The organism is Xanthomonas sp. NCPPB 2250, from assembly GCF_056725265.1.
On sequence record NZ_CM161520.1, the window covers coordinates 2,721,600 to 2,746,092 of the forward strand.

1 protein-coding gene is annotated in these 24,493 nt (G+C 69.6%); it reads right to left on the reverse strand.

What is annotated here, in order from left to right:
- Positions 1–2 precede the first annotated feature (2 nt).
- On the reverse strand, positions 3–24,119 hold the full coding sequence (locus tag AC1PMG_RS10660) for an SDR family NAD(P)-dependent oxidoreductase (RefSeq protein ID WP_481108868.1): 24,117 nt from the start codon (positions 24,117–24,119) through the stop codon (positions 3–5).
- Positions 24,120–24,493: the final 374 nt, after the last annotated feature.

The following is a 24,493-nucleotide window of genomic DNA, read 5'->3' on the forward strand; positions in this document are numbered from 1 at the left end:
CGTCATTCCCATGCTCCTTCCACTACGTCTGCCGCGGCTTCCTCCGGATCCGTCGCCTCCGCCGCCGGTGTTCGCGCATCGCCATCCGCCAGGTCGATCCTGCGGAACACCGGCGGATCCAGCGGTATGCGCGCGGTGTCGTCGGCCGGCGCGGCCTCCACCAGCACGTGCGCGTTCGTACCGCCGTCGGCGAACGCGTTGATCGCCGCCACCCGAGGTGCGTCGTCCCACGCCCGCACCTGACGCGTGAAGCGGAACGGCGATTGGGCGAAGTCGTAGTGCTCCATCGCCTCCTGCGCCGACAGGAACGGCACCCGTTCGCCGTGATGCAACATCAGCACCACCTTGATCAGGCTCGCTATCCCCTCCGCGCACAACGGGTGCCCGATGTTCGGCTTCATCGATCCCAACTCACACCACCCCTCGCCCTTCGGACGGTACACCGACTCGATCGCCCGCAGCTCCAGCAGGTCCGTCACCTCCGATCCCGAGCCGTTCACCTCCACGTGGCTCACCTGCCCCGCCGACAGGCCCGCGCGCTCCAGCGCGCGGCGCATCACCGCCTTCTGCGCCTGCACGTTCGGCGCCGTCGGACCCGCCGTGCGGCCGTCGTTGTTCACCGCCACCGCGCGGATCAGCCCGTAGATCCGGTCACCGTCCGCCCGCGCCTGCGCCTGCGTCTTCACCACCACCATCCCCACTCCTTCGCCCAGGATCGCCCCCTGCGCGCGGCGGTCGAACAGGTGGAAATGGCCGCGCTGCAGAATCCCCCGCCGCTCGAACATCCGCAGCGCCTCCGGCCCGCCCAGCAGGCTTACCCCGCCCACCAGCGCCGCCGTGATCTCGCCTGCGTGCAACGCCTGCGACGCCATCTGCAACGCCACCAGCGCCGACGAGCACGCCGTATCCACCACCAGGCTCGGACCGCGCAGGTCGAAAAACCGCGACACGTTCGACGCCAGGTAGTTCTGCCCCGTCGCCAGGATCGGGTTCGGCGCCTCCGCCAACCGCGCCGCGTCCGCCTGCACCTGCCCCCGCGCGCCCAGGTACACCCCCGTCGCCGTGCCCTTCAACTGCGCCGCCTCGTAGCCGGCGTGGTGCCACGCCTTCACGCTCTCCTCCAGCACCATCAGCCCCTGCCGGTCCATCGCCCGCGCATCCGCCGGCAACAGGTGGAAATACCCCGGGTCGAAATGCTCCACGTCCCCCAGCAGCCCCGCCCAATCGTCCTCCCGCGCCTGCGACCAGCGCGAGCTCGGCACCGGCGCGATCGCGCTGCGACCCTCCCGCAGCAACCGCCAGTAACCGTCCAGATCCTCCGCACCGGCGAATCGGCACGCCATCCCCACCACCGCCAGCAGCGCCGACCGATCGGCCGACGGCTCGACCGAGGCCACGGCCGATACCTCGGCCGAAGCCACGGCCGGCACCTCGACTGGCACCTCTACCGGCGTCGCCGACAGCGCCGCCCCGTGATGCGCCACCAGCCACCCCGCGAACGCCTCGATCGTCGTGTGCTCGAACAGCAGCGACGGATCCAGCGTTGCGCCCACCCGACGGCCTATCGTCGCCATCGCCTGCATCAGCAACACCGAATCCACGCCGTAATCGGTCAGCGGTACGCTTGTGTCGATGGCGTCGACCTCCATCTGCAAGGCTTCCGCGAACAAGCCGCGGAGCCATTGGTGGAGGGCCTGGCGATCGTCGCCTCGGGAAGCGCGAAGCGGCTGCGGCGCCACGACACGCGACGACGGCGCCGGCCTGGACATCGGGCGCGGCAGCGCATCGGCATCGAAACGGTGGCCGTCCACCCGCAACGGCGCGACGACGCCACGCACGTCCGCCGCGATCAGGCGATCGAGCATCGCCAGCCCCTGCGCATCGTCGTGACTGAGCAGCCCCAGCTCGCCGTATGCGCGGCTGCGTACTTCGCCCATGCCGCTTTCCTTCCAACTGCCCCACTGCACGCTCAGCAACGGCACCCCTGCCACCTGACCATCCTCCGCCACCGCGTCCATGTACGCATTCGCCATCGCGTAATCCAACTGCCCGGCCGCCAGCGCCGGGGCGAGCGCGCTGATCGAGGAAAACAGCACGCAGAACGCCGGCGGCGTCGCGCGCAGGCATGCCAGCAACGCATCAAGGCCGCCGATTTTCGGTGCCAGCACCGCCCGCACGGCTTCCGGCGGCTTGCGCATGAACGCGGGTGTGCCCGGGTCGGTCGCTCCCGCGCAATGCAGCACGCCGTGGATCGGTCCCATGCCTTCGCGCACGCTCCACATTTCCCTGGCCAGGGCGTCGCCGTCACAAAGGTCGACGGCCGACACGCGCACCTGCGCGCCAAACGACTCGAGCATCCGCACGGCGCGCACCTTGTCACCCACCGATCCCGGCGCATCGGCATGCGCATCCCAGGTCGAACGGTCCGGAAGTGCCTGGCGACCGGTCAGCACGACGCGCCTTACGCCGTGGTCGGCGACGAAGTGGCGCGCGCAGGCGTACCCGAGGCCACGGGTTCCACCCGTGATCCACAGCACGCCGTCCTCGGGCCATGCGATCGTCGCCGTGGCCGGCGACGTGGAAGGCATCTCGACCAGTCGGCCGCGATGGCGCTCGCCGTGGACGTACCGCACTTCGCCATCCTCGCCGGAGTCGGCGAATTCGCTCAGGCAGGGTTCCAGCCATGCGCCCGGGTCGGACGTGTCCATCCGCACGTGGCGCACCTGGATACGTGCATATTCGCCCTGCAACAACCTATACAGCGCGGCGCGGCCCTCCACGTTCGCCGTGACGCAGAGTGCCCGCCCGCCTTTGGAAGCGCGTGCGCGCAACCAGGCCTGGAGTGGCGCGAGGTCCGCTTCGGGCGAAGCGTCCCCCCTGCCGGCGACGTCGATCCAGCCGTCATACGCCGCCCAGTCGAGATCGGCATGCCCTGCGGGTTCGTCCAACCGTACGATGCGCGAGTCCTGCCAGCGCGCCGAGAGCGCTTCGGCGAGTCTCACGGTGTCCGCCCCGGCAACCACCAGCACGCGGCGTGGATCGGGAGCGGTCGACGGTCCGGACACCAGGGGGGCCGGCTCCCACCGTTTGCCGAGAACGCATTCCCTGGGATCGGGTGCGCAAGGCACCTGTCGCGCGGCATCGTCATGCGCCATGCCGACCCAGTGCCGCTCGCGCTCGAAGGGATAACCCGGCAAGGGGATGCGACGCGGGGCGGGCGAGCCGAACAGGCGCGACCAGGGCAGCGTGTAGCCCTGGCAATGCAGGTCGGCCAGGGCGTGCAGGATCTCGCGCTCGTCGGCGGCCGGCAGGGGCGCATCGAGGCGGTCGAACAGTGCCTGGGCGTGGCGTTGCTGGGCCGGCTGGCCGACGAACTCGCGCGGCGCCTCGCCCCGGAACACGTCCGCCAGCCGCTCGCCGCCGGCCAGGCGGTCCAGCCGATCCAGGGCGTGCTCGTGGTCGTCCACCACCACCGCGCAGCGGTGCTCGAAGTGATGCCGGCCGCAGGCCAGCGTGTGGCTCATCGCGGTCAGCGCCGCCGCGGTCCAGTCGCCCGCAGCCAGCGTGTCCCGCAGCGCCGTGCAACGCCGCCGCAGCGCCGCGGCGCTGCGCGCGGACAGCAGCAGCGGCACGCTGCGCCGCGCCCGCACCGGCGGATCGGCCAGCAGGGCGTCCTCCAGCAGCACGTGCGCGTTGGTGCCACTCATCCCGAACGCGCTCACCCCGACCCGCCGCGGCCGTCCCGGCACCGCCGGCCATGGCCGCGGCGCCGTGTTCACCGCCAGCCCGCTGTCCTGCCAGGCCACGTAGTCGCTGGGCTGCTCGCCGTTCACGCTGGCCGGGATCTGCTCATGGCGCAGCGCCATCACCGCGCCCACCAGACTCACCAGTCCCGACGCGGCGAAGCTGTGCCCGAAGTTGCCCTTGGTCGAGGTCAGCGCGCAGGGCGCCCGGTCCGCCGGCCGCCCGACGAACACCGTGCGCAGCGCTTCGATCTCCACCGGGTCGCCCAGCCGCGTGCCGGTGCCGTGGGTCACCACGTAGTCGATGTCCGCCGCCGCCACCCCGGCCTGCCGGTACACCTGCGCGATCAGCTGCGCCTGCCGCGCCCCGTTGGGCGCGGTGATTCCGTTGGTCTTGCCGTCGTAGTTGGTCCCGCTGGCCCGGATCACCGCGTACACCGGGTCGCCCTCGGCCTGCGCCCGCTCCAACCGCCGCAGCACCACCGCCACCACCGCTTCCCCCGGCACCATCCCGTTGGCCCGCTGGTCGAACGCGTAGCAGCGCCCGTCCGGCGAGAGCATCCCCGCCTGGCTCATCCCCACGTAGGCCTGCGCGGTCAGCGACAGGCTTGCCGCCGCCGCGATCGCCGTGTCGCATTCCCCCGCGCGCAGGCTCAGGCACGCCTGGTGCAACGCCACCAGACCCGACGAGCACGAAGTGTTCAGCGCCATCGACGGGCCCTGCAGGTTCAGCACGTAGGCCAGCCGCGCCGCCAGGATCGCGTCGTGCGTGCCGGTCAGCGTGCCCTGCGCGCCGACCAGCGACTGGTACTCGCCCTGCTCCACTCCCACGAACGTCCCCACCGACCGCGCGCCCAGTTGCAGCGGACCGTGGCCGGCGTCCTCCAGCGCATTCCACGCCTCCTGCAGCAGCAACCGCTGGCGTGGGTCCATGCCCTGCGCCTCGCGCGGGGAAATCTCGAAGAACGCCGGGTCGAACTCCTCCACCCCCGGCATCGCCCCCAGCCACTTACTCGCTAGCAGCCCCTGGGCGAACCCTTCCCGCCAGTCGAAGCGCTCCAGCGCGATCTCTTCCACCACCTCGCGGCCCTCGGCCAGCACCCGCCACATCGCCGCCACGTCGCGCGCCTGCGGGAAGCGCCCGCTCAGGCCCACGATCGCGATCGCCGCCGGCGCCACCTCGGCCAGCGCGGACGCCGGCGGCGGGGCCGACGCAGTCGCCGGGGAGGTCGCCCCCGTGGCCGCGGGGGCGACCTCCGCCGGTACGGCCACCTCCGCCTCCCCCTCGACGGCCGCGTAGCGTGCTTCCACCGCCGCGCGATGCTCGCGCCACAGATAACCGCCCACCTGTTCCAGCGTGGCGTGGCTGAAGAACAGCGCCGGCGTCAGCGTCACCCCGTAGTGCGACGAGAGTTGCCTTGCCCATTGCGCCAGGCTGATCGAATCGAAACCGAAATCGGCCAGGTTGTCCTGCACCCGGATCTGCTCGCGCGGCAGCTTCAGCAACTCGCTGACCTGCTGCTTGAGCTCCCAGTGCAGGCACCCTTCCACCGTCAGCCCGCGCAGCTCCGGCCGCCGGGCCGACGCCGCACTCCCCGTCGGCGGAGCCGCGGCCCTGCGGCCGGCCCCGCGCCCGCGCAGGATCGCCTCGATCCGCGCCCGCTGGCCGTGCATCAGCAGGTACGCCCCCGATGGCTGGCCCAGCGCCTGCTCGAAGAACGCCAGCCCCGCCGCCACCGGCAACGCCACCTGGCCGCTGCTGCGCAGGTACAACCGCGTGTGCTCGGCCGACCCCGCCTGCATCCCGCCCTCGGCCCACAACGGCCAGTTGATCGCCACCCGCCGCGCCGTCCCCGGGCCCGCCACCTGCTGCGCCCAGGCCATCTGGAAGCGGTTGCCCATCGCGTAATCGCCACCGCCAAAATCCCCCAGCACCGCCGCGCTGGAACTGAAGTAGCACACGAACGCCAGCGGCTGCGCCGCCATCACCGCGTCCAGCACCTCGCTGCCGCGCACCTTCGGGGCCAGCGCCCCGGACAGCGCCGATGCCGACTTCGCCGTCAACGGCGCCGGATCGAGCACCCCCGCCGCGTGCACCACCCCCTCGATCGCCCCCCACCGCGCCACCGCCTCGGCCACCCCGGCGCCCATCGCCGCCGCGTCGGTCACGTCCGCGGCCACGTAGAGCCAGTCGGTCTCGCCCAGCGCCGCCACCAGCGCCGACCGCGTCGCCTCCGCCAGCCCGCGCCGGCCGCTGAGCACCACCTTCGCCGCGTAGCGCTCACGCAGGTAACGCGCCACGTGCAGGCCCAGTCCGCCCGCGCCGCCGGTGATCCAGTACACCCCGCCCTGACGCAACGTCGGTACCGGGGACGCCAGCGCATGGGCCACCACCCGCAAACGCTCGCGCACCGCGCCGGCGCGATGCACCGCCCCGCCGACCGCGCCGTCCAGTTCGGTCCACACCCGTGCCGCCCAGTCGGACCCCGGCTCCGACGCCACGCCCTCACCGACCAGCACCGTCACCGTCCAGCCGGGCACGAGCACGCCCAGCGACCGTTCCAGCCCGATCCACGACTCCGCGTGCGCCCGCGAGGGACCGTCCGCATAGGCCGCGCACAGCACCAGGTGACCCGGCGCGACACCGCCGGCCGCCAACGCCTGCACCGCCGCGTACATCGCCGTCCCCTGCGCCGCATCGGCCACCCCCGTCCAGACCCCGGCGTAGACGATGCCCTCCCATCCCGCCTCGGACCCGATCGCCTCGGCCACGGCATCGCCGCCCACCGACTCGATCCGCGCGTCCGCCCGCGCCGCACCCAGCGCCGCGGCCGCCGCCCTGGCGACCGCCGCGTCCGCCCCGATCACCAGCAGCCGTCGCGGCGTCGCCGCGGCCGGCGGTGCCGCCGCCGGCTCCCAGCGTTCCTGGAAGCTCAGCGCTTCCGGCGCCTCGTCGGCGTCCCCGTCCGATGGCGCCGCGCCCGGCGCTTCCACCCAGTACGGCGTCGGCGCAAACGGGTACGTCGGCAGCGACACGCGTGCATGGGGCTGGGAGGCGAATCCGCTCGCGTAATCCAGCTCATAGCCGTGGCCAAACAGTTCGGCGATCGCGGCCAGGCGGTCGAGATAGTCGTTCGCCGCCAGGGATTCGCCGAGCTCGCGCAGGCACTGGTTGCCGTATCCCTTCAACGCGGCCTGGCCGCCGTCCTCGAGCGGCGCGCAGGACGACGTCCGTACCTGCGGCGCGCGACCGTGCTCCAGCCACGTGCGCAAGCGCTGGACGAACTCGTCGCGATGACGGGCGACGCAGGTAAGTCGGCATGCGAAATGTCGGCGTCCCAACAACAACGTATAGGCGACGTTACCGCAGTCGATGGCGGGTTCGGCATCGAGATGGGCGAGCAGGCGTCCGACCTGCTGGCGGAGTTGCGCCTCGCTGCGTGCGGAGAGCGCCCACAGGTAGCCGGGGCGCGGAGCGGTGGTGCGGGCATGCGCGGGGGCTTCCTCGATCACCATGTGCGCGTTGGTGCCGCTGAGCCCGAACGAGCTGACCGCCGCGCGGCGGGTCTGCCCGGGGGCGACGTGCCAGGGACGAAGGCGCGTCGCTACCTGAAAGGGACTGCCGGCCAGGTCGATATGCCGGTTTCGATGTTCGTAGTGCAGCGACGGGGCGATCTGTGCGTGGCGCAGGCACAGCAGCACCTTGAGCACGCTCGCCACACCCGCCGCAGCGGTCGTGTGCCCCAGGTTCGACTTGATCGAACCGATCGCGCAATAGCTCTCGCGTGCAGTATCGCGACGGAAGGCGCGGGTCAGCGCATGCACCTCCACCGGGTCGCCGAGCTTGGTGCCGGTGCCGTGCGCCTCGACCAGCTGGATGCCGTCGGCGTCGATGCCGAAGCGATCGTAGACCTCGCGCTCCAGGCGCTCCTGGGAGACCGCGCTGGGCGCGGTGATGCCGTTGGTCGCGCCATCCTGGTTGATGCCGCTGCCGCGGATCACCCCATGCAGGTGGTCGCCGTCGGCGAGGGCGTCGTCCAGGCGCTTGAGCACTACCACGCCCACGCCCTCGCCGGGCACGAAGCCGTCGGCGCGGTCGTCGAAGGTGTAGCAGCGGCCGCTGGCCGAGAGCATGCCGGCGCGTTCGCCGCCCAGGTACAACGACGGCGTGCACTGGACGAAGACGCCGCCGGCCAGGGCCAGGTCGATCTCGCCGGCGCGCAACGCCTGGCAGGCCAGGTGCATGGCCACCAGCGAGCTGGAACAGGCGGTGTCGACGGTGATCGCCGGGCCCTGCAGGTCCAGGTGGTAGGCGATGCGCGCGGAGACCAGCGAGGTGGCTGTGCCCCAAATCGCCTGGGGTGGCGCGCCTTCCATGGAAGCGGGCACCAGGTGGTAGTCGCCGCCGTTGTAGCCGGCGTAGACGCCGCAGCGCTGGCCGGCGATCGAGGCGCCGACGTGGCCGGCCTCCTCCAGCGCCTTCCAGGCCTCCTCCAGGAACAGCCGCTGCTGCGGGTCCATGTGGTTGGCTTCCGTACCGGAGATACTGAAGAACTGCGCATCGAAACATTCGATGCCGTCGAGGAAGCCGCCGCGCGGGCAGTACGGGGTGTCGCCCAGGATCGCCGGCATGTCCCAGCGGGTGACCGGCTCGGTGAGGTCCTCGCCGGCGGCCAGGTGGGTCCACAGGGTCGCCACGTCGGGCGAGCGCGGGTAGCGCCCGCTCAGGCCGACGATCGCGATCGGAGCGAGCGCGGCGGGTAGCGCGGGCGGCGTTGTCGGTGCCTGTACAGGTGCCGGCGCGTCGTCGCCACGCGACGGCGCATCCACCGGCATGTTGGCGGACGTCATCGTGTCAACCGGGGCGGCATCGACCGTCACCCCGGCTAGTGCCGGCGCGTGCGCGTCGACGATGTGCGCGACCAGCCGGTTGACCGAATTGAAATCGAACATGCTCGTGCTGGTAAGACGCGTGCCGAGCGCGGCATTGATGGCGTCCACCGTGGCGAGGGCCTGCAACGAATCCAGGCCGTACTCCGCGAAGGACGCATGGGGCTGGATATCCGACAGCTCGATCAGCAGCAATCCGGAAAGCGTCTCCAGCACCACCTGGCGCACGTGTTCGCGCAACCACGGCGTGCCCGTCTTCGCGGCGGATGCATCGACGATCCGTGGCTGCGCCGGCATGGCGGTGGCGGAACGCGGTACGCCGTCGGCGACCAGTGTCACCCCCTGCAACGCCCCCGCACGATGCGTCTTCAAGTAGGCCACCCGGGTCGCATCGCTGCCGAGAAGGCGCTCCAATGCGTCGAACCCCTCTGCGGGATCGATCGAGCCCATTCCCGCCTCGGCGAGCCAGTGCTGGAAGCTGGACAGCTCGCGCGCGATGCCGGTGTTTCCCCAATAGCCCCAGTCGATGACCTTCACCGCACAGCCCATACCGTCGCGCAACTGATGCGCGTAGGCATCGACGAACGTGCTCGCCGCGGCGTAATTGGACTGCCGGCGCGTCTTCTCGAGCGTCTGGATCGACGAGAAGAAAACGAGGAAGTCGCGCACGTGACCGGCGAAGACATGGGCGGTCAGCACGGCCGTGTCGATCTTCGCCGACGTGACGGCGACGAAACGCTCTCGCGTCATTCCCGCCAGATCGCTTCCGCTCATCACCAGCGTGGCGTGCACCACGCCGTCGATCGCGCCATGGCGCGAGAGGATCGCATCGCGCGCCGCGCGGAGGGCGTCGACGTCGCGCGCATCCGCCGACAGATAGGTCGGCGGCTCGCCCCATGTCGCCAACCGTGCGCGGCTCGCCTCGATCGCCTCGTCGGCTGCGCGGCGGCCCAGCCAGACCACGCGGGCGTCGTGTTCACGTATCAGCCGTTCCGTGAGCGCCTCACCGATGCCGCCGGCTCCACCGACGATCACGTAGATCCCTCTGCGGCGATACACGGGAGCCGCGGGCGGCGGCAACTCGCACGGCGGGCAGACCTCGCGGAACCAGGTGCCGTCTCGCCAGGCCACGCCATTGCCGTCGGGATCGGCGGGTAGCGCCACGTGCGCGCCGACGGCGGCCAGCCGCGTGGCCTCGTCCTTCACATCGACGAGGCGCACCCGCCACTGTGGGTATTCCTTCGCCGCGCTGCCGACAAGGCCCCAGACCCCCGCATGGGTAGCATCCACGATGTCGCCATCGCTTACCGCCTGGCATTGCCGCGTTATCGCGGTGAGGTCGAGTGTGCGGTCACCATATCCGAGGTCGAGCAGTGCCCGGATCAAGGCGAGGCCGCGCAGGATGCCGCCGTTCTGCGCCTCGATCAGCGACGCGGGCGACACCTCGCCCGGCGTCTCCGGCAATAGCCAGACGAGCCGGTCGAATGGCCCCAGCGCATCCAGCCGCGAAGCGAGCGAAGCATCGCCCACGTCCATGCCACCGAGAATGCGGGCGCCGGGATACCGAAGGCGCAGCGAATCGTGACGACCGGCGTCGTCGTCCACGATGATCCATCCGTCGCCTGACACCGTCGACGCTTCGTCCCCGGAAGCCGCCGGCAACGGCTCCCATCGCGGGATGAGCATGAGCGTGCCCACCGGGTCGTCGGCTCGCGGCGAGGCGGACGCGATCGACGCGTCGCCAGTGGAAGCCGGGCGGGTACCGGAGGGGGGCGATCCTTCCGCCGGAGGCGGGGGCTGCACCCAGTAGCGCTGCCGCGCAAACGGGTACGTCGGCAGGGGCACCCGCCCCTGTTCCCCGGGCACGAACAGCGAGCCGTAATCGAGCGCGTAGCCCTGCGTGTAGAGATCGGCGACGACGGCGAGTTTTTCGAGGTGATCGCCGGCCTGGCCGCCTGCGAACGCGGCGACGCACGCGTCCCCATGACTGCGCAACGCCGCACTCTCGCGCACACTCTGTTCGGTCAGTTCGCCCACGTGCACCTCGTCGCCGGCCGTTCCCGCGAGCCAGCGGTCGAGGAGGCTGAGCAATCGTTCGCGATCGGTCGCGACGCAGGCCAGGCGATGCGCAAGATGCTTGCGTCCCATCAATAGCGTGAAGCTCACGTCGCCCAGGTGCATGTCGTCATGCGCAGACAGGTGCGAACGCAGGCGCACCGCCTGCGCGCGGAGCTGCTCCGCGGTACGCGCGGAGAGCACGACGAGGAAAGCCGGCCGGCGAACGACCGTCGGCGCGCGCGCGGGCGCCTCCTCGAACACCAGGTGCGCATTGGTGCCGCTGAATCCGAACGAACTCACCGTGGCCAGCCGGGGTTGCCCGGCGGGAACGGTCCACTCGCGATATGAGGTGTTCACGTAGAACGGGCTGTCTTCGAAATCGATGTGGCTGTTGCCGGATTCGAAATGCAGCGACGCCGGGATGGCCCGGTGCTTCAGCGACAGCAGTACCTTCACCACGCCCGCCACGCCCGCCGCCGCGGCGGCATGCCCGAGGTTGGTCTTGATCGAACCGATGGCGCAGTAGCGGCGCTGGTCCGTGTAGTGGCGGAAGGCGCGAGTGAGAGCCTGGAATTCGATGGGATCGCCGAGCTTCGTGCCCGTCCCGTGAGCCTCGACCATGGTGATGCGTGCCGGGTCGACGCCGAAGGCGTCGTACACCTGGCGCTCGAGCTGCTCCTGCGCGAGCGCGCTCGGCGCGGTGATCCCGTTCGTCGCACCGTCCTGGTTGATGCCGCTGCCGCGAACCACGCCGTGGATGTGGTCGCGGTCGCGCAGCGCGTCCTCAAGCCGTTTCATCACCAGCACGGCGACGCCTTCGCTCGACACGAAACCGTCGGCCCGGTCGTCGAAGGTATGACAGCGGCCGGTCGGCGAGAGCATGCCCGCGTGGCCCGCCGACATCTGGAAACGCTCGCCGGTCTGAATGAACACGCCACCGCTCAGGGCGATGTCGACCTCGCCCGTACGCAGTGCCTGGCAACCCATGTGCATGGCCACCAGCGAACTCGAGCAGGCGGTGTCGATCGCCACGGCCGGGCCATGCAGGTTGAGGAAATACGAGATGCGTGCCGGCGTCACCGAGGCGGTGTTGCCCCAGAAGGCCTGCGGCGGGGCGTAGCCGCCGAACAGCGAACTGTAGTCGCCGCCGGTGCCGCCCAGGTAAACGCCGCAGGTGCTCCCCTCGATCGCCGCCCCCACGTAGCCGGCGTCCTCCAGGGCCTTCCAGGCCTCTTCGAGAAAGAGCCGCTGCTGCGGATCCATGTAGGTGGCTTCGATACCGGAGATGTTGAAGAACAGTGCGTCGAAAAGGTCGATGCCATCCACCCTGCCGCGCCGCATGCCTACCGCCGTGCCGAGCAGATCGTCACCGCGGGCGAGGTGATCCCATAGCGCGTCCACGTCCGCAGACTGCGGATATCGCGCGCTCATGCCGATCACGGCGATGGCGCCGCCGGGCGCGGCGACGGCAGTCGTCGGCGTACTTTCCGCGCCGGGCCGCAGCGCCGTCTGCCGGGTGGGTGCGCGGAACACCGACGCGGCGGCCGGGCGCGACGGCGCTGGCGCGGATGCGGGCGATCCGGTGACCGTCGAGCTTCCAGGCTGGGCCGCAAGCGCGACGCCGTGCTCGGAGACGATGTGCGCGGACAGCCGGTTCACCGTGGCGTAATCGAACAGGCTCGTGCTCGCCAGTTGGATGCCGAGCCGTTGGCCGATCACCTGCACCGCCTGCACGCCGAGTATCGAATCCAGACCGTAGTCGGCAAACGATTCGTCGAACTGCACCTGTTCCACGGAAACCATCAGGGCATCGGCGATGATCGCGGCGATAACGCCCTTGATGCGGTCCTCGTCGATCGAGCCCGTCGGCGCGAGCGCGGCGGGAGCCGATCGCGGCAGGCGCACGGGCGTGACCGGCTTCGGCACGTCGTCGGTCGCATGCCGCTCGTCGCGCTGGCGAACGATGCCGTCGCTATGGGCCTCGATGACCTGCTGTCCGAGCGCCTGTTGCGCCTCCTCCGGAAAACGGATCGCCTGGAAGCCCTCCGCTTCGAGCACCCTTGCCCAGGCGTCGGCGCGCAGCGCGGGCGAGCCCGGCAGACGCAGCGCGGTGTCCGTGAAACGCCACCAGCCCTCGGTGAGCCCGAACGTGAGATGCGCGACGAGGCTGAAGCAGTTGATCTCGTTGATGAGGATCAGGCCGCCACCACGAAGCGCCGCCTTCGCATTGCGCAGGGTCTCGCGGATGTCGCGAGTGGCGTGCAGCACGTTCGTGGCGATCACCACGTCGTACGCGCCTTCTTCCACCGATTGCGGCGCGAGTGGCCGTTCCACGTCGAAGATCAGGTAGCGAAGATAAGGATTGTCGGACCCGTACCGTTGCTCGGCATGCTTGAGGAACGCGCGCGAGACATCGGTATAGGCATACTCGTCGACGGATCCGGCCCAGGGTCGCAGTGCCTCGAACACGCCCGCGCTTGTACCGCCGGTGCCGGCCCCGATTTCGAGCAGGCGCAGGCGGCGGCCGGGCGCCTCCCTCATCCATCGGCCAATCGTATCGGTCAGGCGGGCGACCAGCACGCCGTTGAAATGGTCCGACAGCGGATTGGACTGGTACATCCCCTCGACGGCGTCCATTGACGATCGTGGGAATAGCACGTCGGTGGCGCGCATGTCGCCGGCGAGTATCGACGGCAGCGCGCGGAGCATCTCTTCCAGCAGCTTGCCGTGCGCGCCGGCGCCGTCAGCCTGCGCATGCTTTTCCGCCTCCCACGCATCCCATGGCGCCACGTCGTCGCGATCGCCCGCCGACAGGCTTTCCCTGCCGTCGTCCCGCAGCCAGCCATGCGCCACGAGAAGGCGCACAGTGTGATCGAACCAGCGCTCGTAAACCGCCGGCAGGCCGACGCGCCGTTTCCACGCGGCGACATCGTCGGGCGACCAAGGCGATGCCTCTATGGTGAACAGGCCCATGGATTGCAACTGCGCGCCGACCAGGCGGATCAACGATCGGTCCAAGGCCGAAGGCAGGGTATCGTCCGCATGCACGGACGGCACCGGCTCGATGCCGGTGCCGCCGCGCCACCGCGTCAGGTCGCGGGGCACCGGCAAGGCGCTCATTCGCTCGTCGCCGATCGATGCGTTGAGGACGCCCCACGCCGTCGTCTTGACGAAGGCGAGGCGATCGAAGCTGCCGGCGAGCAGCCGGTCGAGGGCGGCCATGGCTTCGGCCGGTTGCAGCGATCCCACGCCGATCTGCGCCATGCGTTCACGATGGAACGGCGTGGCCACGGAGCCGATGTCGCCGAAATATCCCCAGTTCATCACCTTCACGGGACAGGCCCACATCGGCGCCGCCCCCTGCCCGAACGCGTCCTTGAACGCGCAGCCCGCCGCGTAGTTGCTCTGGCCGGCGGACTTGCTGAAGGTCTGGAACGAGGAGAAGAACGCGACGAAGTCCAACGGCAGATCTGCGAACACCTGCGCCACGCGCACGCTGACGTCGACCTTCGCGGCGAGGCTGGCGATGAAGTCGGCTTCGTTCATGCCCAGAAGGCTTCGGTCGCGCAATACCAGCGCGGCGTGCACCACGCCGTCGATGCGTCCGAACCGTTCGAGCACATCGTCACGTGCGCGTTCGAGCGCCATCCGATCGGTGGCGTCGGCCTGGATGTACACGGGTCGAGGCCCCGCCAGCGCGAGTCGGTCCATACGCCGTTCGATGTCGCCGTCGAGCGCGCGCCGGCCTATCCATGCCACCCGCGCACCGTGGCGTTCGATTACGTGTTCGCTGAATATCTCGCCCAGTCCGCCCGCGCCGCCGATCACGACGTAGACGCCGCCGTCTCGGTACAGCGGCTCGTCCGTCGCAATGGCCGTGACCCGCAGAAGTCCGGGGCGAAACCATTCCCCGTTGCGGTAGGCCCACGCGTCGCCCTGCGCGTCGGCGGGCAGCGCAAGGATGTCGTCAAGGGGTAACGCCTCTCCCACCTGCAGGTCGACCAGCCTGATCGACCAACCCGGATATTCCTTGGCCAGCGACCCGACGAAGCCGTGCACGCTCGCATGCGCCGGGTGCAGCGCATCGCCGGGCTCGACCGCCTGCGCCTGCCGGGTCAGCACGGTCAGGGAAAGGTCACCACCGTCACGTCCCAGCGCGATCAGCGCCTTGACCAGGCGGAAACCCAGGAGCACGCCGTCCCGCTGTGCATCGATCAGCTCGTCTCCTCGCCATGCGGCAGCGGAAGACGGCACGATCCAGACCACGTGTCCGAACGGACCCGCATCGGCGAGCATGCTCGCGATCGCCGGTACGTCGTCGTCGCGACCTGGCGACAGCGCACGGGCGCCGGGATAGCGGTCGGCAAGCCGTGCCCGTTCGGCGGCCGTGCCACCAATGATCACCACCGGCACCTCGGGAACGCCGGCCGAGGTATCGGCCGATGGCGGGGCGACCGTACTCCAGCGGGACGCGAGCGACCATGCACGCTGATCGTCCGCGCCGTCGCGGGAAACCGTAAGCGCCGTATCGCCCGGCGCGCCGTCCAGCGGGCGCGCCATGAAACCGCGCAGGACCACGCGCACGACGCCGCCCTCGTCGCAGACGGCCAGATCGAACCGCGATGCGCCGGTGTCTCCCGTTCGACCGGAGCGGGTGACATGGACGAAACCCCGCTCGGGTGTGGGACCGTAGGCGATCAACTCATCCAGCGCAAACGGCAGTTGCGCACCCTGTCCGTCCGTCGCGTCCAGCGCGAAGCCGGTCGTCGCCTGCAGCGCGCCGTCCAGGACTCCAGGGTCGAGTTCGAACGCCGTGTCACCGCACGTGTCGGGCACGGAAAGCGCCGCCACGACGAACGGTTCCTCCGCGTCGATGCCCGTACCGATCCATTCCAGCGTGCGATACGTCGGTCCGTAGGCCAGGCCGGCGGCGCCGAACATCGCATAGCAGGCGTCGGCCGGCACACGACGATCGCACGCGTCGCGCAACTGTTCCGGGTCGAGCCGCTCCACGCGCGTGCCCTCGACGAGGGTCGCCATGCCGCGCGAATGCAATACCGGTGCGGCGTCACGCACGCTCGCGTAGACTTCGAAGCTGGCTTCGCCCTGGTCGTTCCAAGCCAATTCGTAATGGACCTGCGTCGGCTCGTCGACCACGAGCGGCCGCAGCCACGTCACGTCACGGATGGCAATACACGAAAACGCGTCCTCGGTGGAGGCTCCCGCCGTGCGCCGGATCGCCTCGCGGACACCCTCGAGATAGGCCACGGCCGGCAATACACGCGACGTTCCCACGCGATGATCGGAAAGGAACGGCTCGTCGCCCGAGAATATGCTCCGAAAGCGAAGTCCCGTCATGTCCGACACGTTTTCGTGCAACAACGGATGCAGCACGCCGACCGCCGATGGCGCATTCGTCGCCGCGGCGGGCACCACAGCGGGAAGCCAGTGCCGTTCCCGTGCGAACGGATAGGTGGGCAACGGACGGATGCGTGGCGAGACATCGCCATGCAGCCGGGTCCAGTCGACGGCCAGGCCCTTCGCCCACCACTCCAGCACCTTGTCGATGCGGCCGCGTTCGAGCCAGGTCGCGACGACGTCGCCAAGATCCTTTTCCTCGGCGAATAGCGAGAGCGCCTCTCGATGCTGTTTGACGTGGCCGCGGTGCAGCGCCTCGCCGTCCGCCGTGGATTCGGCCTCGCCGGCCAGGAAGCGTTCCAGCGTCGCGCGCAGCGCGGTCATCGAGGCGGCGGTGAAGCCCAGCCGGTGCTCCATCGCCTCGCGGCCGACCTGCAGGGTGTAGGCCACATCGGCCAGGTCAGCGTCCGTCCACCCCTCGCGCTCGCCCGCCGCCAGCAACTGCGCCGCCCGCTCGCGCAGCGCCTGGTCGGTGCGTGCCGACAGCACCACCACCGCCGGCCGCGACGGCGTCACCGTCACCGGGGCGACCTCCGCCGCCACGTATTCCTCCACGATCACGTGCGCGTTCGCGCCCCCGGCGCCGAACGAGGAGATTCCCGCCAGCCGCGGGAACGTCCGCTCCTGCCCGTCCACCGTCAGCCGCGGACGCGGCCACTCGGCCAGCGTGCGCTGCACCCGGAACGGCGTGGCTGCGAAGTCGATGTTCGGGTTCGTCGTCGCCGCATGCAGGCTCGCCACCCACTGTCCGTGGCGCATCTGCAACAGCACCTTGGTCAGCCCGGCGATCCCCGCCGCGCTCTCGCAGTGGCCGATGTTCGACTTGGCCGAACCGATCGCGCAGAACTGCCGGTCGTCCGTGGCGAAGGCCTGGGTCAGACCGGTGATCTCGATCGGGTCGCCCAGTTGCGTGCCGGTGCCGTGCGCCTCCACGTAGCTCACCGCCCGCGCCGGCACCCCGGCCCGGGCCAGCGCCGTGGCGATCAGGTCGCGCTGGGCCAGTGGGTTGGGCACCGTGTAGCCGTTGGTCTTGCCGTCGTGGTTGATCGCCGTGGCGCGGATCACCCCATGGATCACGTCGCCGTCGGCCTCGGCCCGCGCCAGCGGCTTGAGCAGCGCCACGCCCACGCCCTCGCCCGGGACGAACCCGTCGCCGTCGGCGCCGAAGCTGTGACAGCGACCGCTGGAGGACAGCATGCGATGGCCCGACATCAGCAGATAATTCGACGGATGCAGGTACAGGTTCACCCCACCGGCGAAGGCCATCTCGCAGTCATCGCGCAGCAGGTGCTCGCAGGCCTCGTGGATCGCGGTCAGCGACGAGGAGCACATCGTGTCGACCGGCATGCTCGGACCCTGCAGGTTCAGCGCGTAGGACACCCGGTTGGCCAGCGAACCGAACGAGGTATGCGGCATGACCGGTTCGCCGCGCTCCCACAGCGCCGGGCCATGGAGTTCGAACCCCGTCCGGGTGATCCCGGCGAACACGCCGACCCGGCGCCCGTGGGCGCGGGCGAAGCGCTCGCGCGTGTAGCCGGCGTGTTCCATCGCCGCCCAGCAGGCCTGCAGGAAGATCCGCTCCTGCGGGTCGAGGTTCATCGCCTCGCGCGGGGAGATGTTGAAGAACCGCGCGTCGAACTCGGCGAAGCCGTCGAGGAAGCCGCCCCATTTGCTGTAGCTGCGGCCGGTGGCGATCGCCCGCTCCCTGTCCGGTTCGTGGAACCCTTCCAGCGACCAGCGCTCGGCGGGGATTTCGGTGATGCTGTCACGGCCGGCGGCCAGGTTGTCCCAGAATGCGTCCAGGTCCGCCGCCCCCGCGTAGCGTCCGCTCAGGCCGACGACGGCGATCGCCCGTTCGGCGGGCGCGGTACGTGGCTCGGGCGACGCGGACGGCGCCTGCGCGATCGGCGGTGGCGCCTCCGCTGCCTGATGTCCGGTTTCAACAACAGGAGCGACCGGCGCCGATTCGCCGGTCCAGCGTGCGCACGCGTCGAAATGATCGCGCACGAGGAACGACGCCACGTCGCCGAGCGTCGCGTATTCGTAGAAGAGCGTCGCGGAAAGCTTGCCGAACACGCCGGAGAGCCGCGCATTGAGCTGCGTGATGACCAGCGAGTCGACGCCGTAGCTCTCCAGGGGTTCGGTGGCGTCAATCTGCCCCGGGGGCTGCTGTGTCACCTCGGAAAATACCGCCGTCAACGCACGCAGCGTTTGCGTGGCGATCCGATGCGGATCCAGGTCGGACAGGATGGCATCGGAACGCGGTTCGCCGACGCGGAGCGCGCTCTCTGACAACAAGCGCAACACGGTCACACAGGATTCGCCCTGCCCCCATGCGCGATACAGGGCTGCCATGCCATCGGCCGTTTCCAGCGGTACCAGCCCCTGCTCCTCGCGCAAGCGTTGCCGTTGCTCCGCGGAGATGCGCATGCCACCTGCCGACCAGAGCGGCCACCCCACGGATAACGTACGGCCGTGCCGTTCGCCCCGATCCACGCGTCGCTGCCGCCACCGCGCGAAGCATTCCACGAATCCGTTCGCGGCCGCGTAGTCGGCCTGCCCGGCGTTGCCGAACGCGGCCGAGGTGGACGAGAACACGAGGAAAGCGTCCATCTCGCGCGCGCCGAGCACCTCGTCCAGGTGCATGAGGCCGTGCGCTTTCGCCGCCATCACCGCGGCGAGATCGTCGCGCCCCTTTGTCGCGATGAACCCATCGCGCAGTACACCCGCGGCGTGGATCACGCCGTCGAGGGCACCGTGGCGATCCATGATGTGCCCGAGCAGGAGTTCCACGTCTTCACGACGGGACACGTCGGCCGCCACATAGTCCACCTGATGGCCTTCGGAGGCCCAGTCGCGAAGCAGGGCCGAACGCGCTTCGTCCAATGCGGACCGGCCGGCGAGAACGACACGCGCTCCGGGCGCGCGCGCAAAGATCTCCGATGCGAACAGCTGGCCCAGTCCCCCCAGGCCCCCGGTCACGAGGTAGACGCCACCAGGCTTCCACGGCATCGCCTCCCGCGTCGCCTCGACCGGCTCGAGTTGTCTTGTCTCGCGCACGCCGTGCCGGTGACACACGTGGAGATCGCCGCTGGCGGCATCCCGCAGAAGGCGTGCGACCAGCGCTTCGCCGTCGTCGACGGCTTCCTCCACCGCGACCCATTGGACACGCAGATTCGGGATCTCCTGGCACGCCGTCGCCATCAGTGGCAGGAGGCCTTCCAGCCAGCCGCCCGCGTCCTTTCCTGCCAGCACCTGCACGAGCACCGGTCGGGACGGACGCTCCTCGCGAACGGCATCGAGGTAGCGCAGGAGATACCAGGCGGCCTCTTCGTACGCGGCGGCCACGTCCGTCATGTCGCCGACCCAGCGATCGCAACGTACGTCGTGCGACCGCAGGGCCGTCTCGCAGGCCTGTTGCATGCCTGCGTCGGCACCGTCGCCCAGCATCAGCACGCGATGCACGGCCGCCACGGCATCGTCGCCCGCAGCCCTGGGCCGCCACGTGGGCGCCATGAGCAGGCTATAGCTCGCGGAGGATTCGATCGCGGGGAGCGAACGTTGCGCGGGCGGCGGTATCGCCTGACCACCCGACGGCACCCAGTAGCGGTCGTCGGAAAAGGCATAGGTCGGCAACGGCACCCGGCCGTAGCCGCCCCTGGCGAAAAGGTCCGCGTAATCGAGGGCGTAACCCTGGAGAAAAAGGTCGGCCACCGTGGACAGGTGCTCCACGACGCTTTCCCGCCCCTGCCCATCCCTGCTCGCACGGATGCACTCGTTGCCGTGGCGGCGGATCGGCGCCTGTTCGCGAAGTTCGCTCGGACGGATGGAACCGACCACGACCTGGGCGCTGCGTCCTTTCTCCAGCCATCGCGACAGCGAGCCGACGAGCTCCTCGCGGCTGGCCGCGACACAGGCGAGGCGGTGCCGAAGGTGACGTCGCCCCATCAGCAGGGTGAAGCTGATGTCGCCGATATCGGCGGCATGTTCGCCATCGCGGCAGTAGGCCAGCAAGCGCTCCACCTGTGCGCGCAACTGTTCGCTCGTCCGCGCCGACAAAACGATGAGGTAGGCGGGGCGCTCCGCGTGACGACGCGTCGACGACGGCGCCTCGGCGATCACCGCATGCGCGTTCGTGCCGCTGATGCCGAACGAACTGACCGCTGCGCAGCGGCGTTCGTCCGGTTCGACCGCCCATTCGCGCAGCACGGTATTGACATGGAACGGGCTGTTCTCGAAATCGATGTGCGGGTTGCCCTCGCGAAAATGCAACGAAGGCGGAAGCTGGCGGTGGCGCAACGCCAGCAGGATCTTCAGCACGCCGGCCACGCCCGCCGCCGATGCGGTGTGGCCGATGGAGGTCTTAATCGAGCCGATCGCGCAATAGCCCCGCTTTGCAGTGTCCTTGCGGAAGGCCTCGGTGAGCGCCTGGAACTCGATCGGATCCCCCAGGCGCGTGCCGGTGCCATGGGCCTCTACGTACTGAATGCGCGCCGGATCGATACGGAAGTCGTCGTACACCTGCCTTTCGAGGCGTTGCTGCGACACCATGCTCGGCGCCGTGATGCCCTGCGTGCTGCCGTCCTGGTTGATGCCGATGCCGAGGATGACGCCATGGATGGTGTCGCCGTCGGCCCGCGCATCGTCCAGACGCTTAAGGGCGACCACGCCCACGCCTTCGCCCGGCACGAAGCCATCCGCGCGGCTGTCGAACGCATGGCACGCGCCCGTGAGCGAAAGCATGCCGGCACCGCGCGCCTGCAGATAAAATGCGGCGGTGGACTGCACAAAGACGCCGCCAGCGAGCGCCATCGTCGTTTCCCGCCGCCACAGGCCCTGGCAGGCGAGATGGATCGCGACGAGCGAACTCGAGCACGCGGTGTCCACCGCGATCGCCGGCCCCTGCAGGTTGAGGTAGTAGGCGATCCGCGCAGGAATAACCGACGTGGCGTTGCCCCAGAACGACTGCGGCGGCGGCCGGTCGACGAAGAGGCCCGTGTAATCGCCCTGTGCACAGCCCACGTAGACACCGCAGCGTGAGCCATCCATGCCCTCCCCCACGTAGCCGGCATGCTCGAGCGCCTGCCATGCGTGCGTCATCAGCAGCCGTTGCTGCGGATCCATGTAGGTGGCTTCGGCGGCGTTGATGTTGAAGAACAGCGCATCGAAGCGATCGATGTCCTGGAGGAATCCGCCATGTCGGCAGAATTGCGCGGGGTCGGCGTCCGCCGGCAGGTAGCGGTCGAGGTCCCAGCGCGACACCTCCTCGATCAAGTCGCGCCCGTTCGCCAGATGATCCCAGAGTTCGTCGAGATCGCTCGACCGCGGAAACGCGCCGCTCATGCCGATGACGGCGATCGTGTCGCCGTCGACGGCCGTGGCGGCCAGAGCCGGTGCGCCAGGCAGCGTGAAACGATGCGCCTCACCGACTGCGATCACCACCTTGCCGATGTTCTCGCGTCGCTCCAGCCGGCGATAGGCGTCGACGAGCCGGTCGAATGGGAACACCTCATTCACCGTGGCACGGATCACCCCCTCGCGGACCCAGCGATCAAGGTCGGCGAGGTCGCCGCGCAACCGCTCGGGGTCATGCAATCCGAGGCGGCCCAGGTCCACGCTGTGGAAAGTTTGGTTGCTGTCCAGCACGGAGAGGTCGATCGACTTGGCCGACTTCAAGCCGGTCATGGCGATCTCGACGTAGCGGCCGCCCGGTGCCAGGCTGCGAAGCCCCTTCTGCAAGGCATCGCCGGCTAGCGTGTTGATGACCACGTCGACGCCACGCGATCTGGTGAGCCGTGAGATCTCGGCCTCGAAATCCTGTTCGAGGTAGTTGATCGCGTGCGGCACGCCAAGCCTTGCGAGGTAATCCAGCTTCGCTTGCGAACCTGCCGTGGCGTAGATTTCGGCACCGAGGTGCTGCGCGAGCTGCACCGCGACCAGGCCCGTGCCGCCCGTCGCCGTCTGGATCAGCACGCTCTCCCCGCGCCGAAGCCCCACTCTCCGGAAGACGTCGATCATCGTAATCGCGACCGCCGGCAATGCGCATGCCTCCTCGTGGCTCAGGCCCGGCGGTTTGCGCCAGACCTGGGACGCATGGCAGACCAGCATCGTCGCGTGCGCGCCAAAGGCGAGCCCGGTCATGGCCACTACCTCGTCGCCCACGCGTATGTCGCGGACGTCGCTCGCCACCTCGACCACGACGCCGGACGCTTCGACGCCGGGTGTGAACGGAAACGGCGGCATCGTCGGATACAGGCCCCTTGCGCAGAGCAGGTCCCCGAAATTGAGCGAAAGGGCCAGGGTCGCCACGCGCACCTCGCCGGGCATCAACGGAGCGATCAGCGCTTCGACGACGCGCAGGTCGTCGACCGTGCCCGGGCGGCTCACCAGCGCGCGCAGGTAATGCCCCGGCGTCGCATGGGGCACGGACGGCGTCGCCGTGACGGGCGCTACTGTGCGAGGCGGCGCCTTCCTGGGCAACGGGGTCTCCGATGGCCTGTTCCGGGACAAGGCGGGCGGGACGGGGACGGGGACGGGAGCGGCCTGCGGCTCGCTGACCGCGCCGCCATGCCAGGCCAGCACCGCATCGCGATGGCCGTTCAGGAGGTAACGGCCCAGTTCATTTACGTTGCTGTGATCGAAAACGATCGTAGCCGGCAAGGTGACACCGAAGCGTGTGCCGATCTTGTTGATAAGGCTGATGGCGATGATCGAATCGACGCCATAGGCGGGAAAATCGCGCTGGTCCTCGATCTGCCGCTCCTCGATCTTCACGGCCTCAGCGAGGCACTCGCGAACCACGTCACGAAGGCTGTCGAGAAGCACGTCATCACTTGGCGCATGGCCGGCGGCCACTCGCGCTGCGGACGGACCCGGTGCGGACGGCACGGGCCGCTTCGCCGGTTCCGCTCCAAGGGCAACGGAGGGCGTCGCGCGCCGGGGAAGCTTCTCCCGTCGAAGTACGCCATCGCTTTCCGCAAGAATGATCTGCGGTCCTAGCGCCTGCGCGTCCGCCGCGGGGAACAGCACTTGGCGAAATCCTTCGGCACGCAGCGCCTGCTGCCACGCCGACGGCGTCAGCAGCGGCGAACCGGGAATGCGGAGCGCGTCGTCCTCGAACAGCCACCAGCCGTCGAGCAGACCGAAGGTCAGGTGCATCGAAAGGCTGCCCTGGCATAGCTCATTGAGGAACAACCATCCGTTCCGCCGCAAAGCCGCTTTGGCATGCCGCAGCGTGCGCCGCACGTTTCGCGTGGCGTGCAGCACGTTCGCCGCGATCACGACGTCGAACAGCCCCTCGTCGATGTCCGCCGCACGCGGCGGCTTCTCGACATCGAATATCCGGTAGGTGACGAAGGGATGGGACGCCGACCAGCGGTCCCTGGCCTCGATCAGGAACGCCGCGGAGATGTCCGTGAAACAGTATTCAGCGATCGCTTCCACATGCGTCGCGACCGCATCGAGCACGGCCCCGGTCGTACCGCCCGTGCCGGCGCCGATTTCCAGGATGCGCAGCGAGACGCCGGGATCAAGCCGGCGCCTTTCGCCGACATACGCGGCCACGCTGTCGGCCAGCACGCGATGGAAATGGTCGGCGACCGGATGGCTCGCATAGATGCCCGAGACCTGTGCCGTGGAAGCGCCGGAAAACAGTACTTCCGTGGGCCGCCGGCGCTGCGCCAGCAGATCGGGCAAGGCGCGCAGGGCGACGTCGAGAAGCTGGAACTGCGCCGCGCTGCCCGCGTCGAGCGGTTCGTCGCGAACTGTCGCCCAGGCGCCCCACGCGCGATCAGTATCGGCCGTCGACCATTCGCGTTCGACGCGCCACCCCTGCGGCAGGCGCTTCAGGTGTCCTGCGAGCGTGAGTTGGCGCAGCGATTCATCGATCCAGCGCGACTGCGCCGACGTAACGTTGCATATCTGCTTCCATTGCGTGACGTCCGCGGCGTCGAGCGTTGTCCCCAAGAAGAGATCGAGGCCTTGCAACTGCGCTCGCAGCAGATCCGCCAACAGTCGATCGAGGTGTTCCGCTTGCGTCGCGCTAACATCCATTTCGCCAACCCTTGGTCCTGGTGTCAAGAATCAAGTGTGACACGATGCCGGGCCAAGCCTATTCGCGCAGAGCCCGTACACACGGATAAGGTTCCCCGTGCACCGCCGGAAACGGCGGCCGTCGTGCGACATGCAGAGATCGATGTGCGCCGGCCGCCCCATTTCGCGCGCGCCCCTGTGCGCGTGATGCTCGGCGATGATCATGGTGCCAACGGCCGGCGATGATGCACTGGGAGCATACATGCGGCGAACGCCGGGCCGCAATGCGGTTGTGCCCCCCCTTCGGACGGACTAGTATCGGAGCGGACGGCGCGGCAGCCAGCGGCCGCACG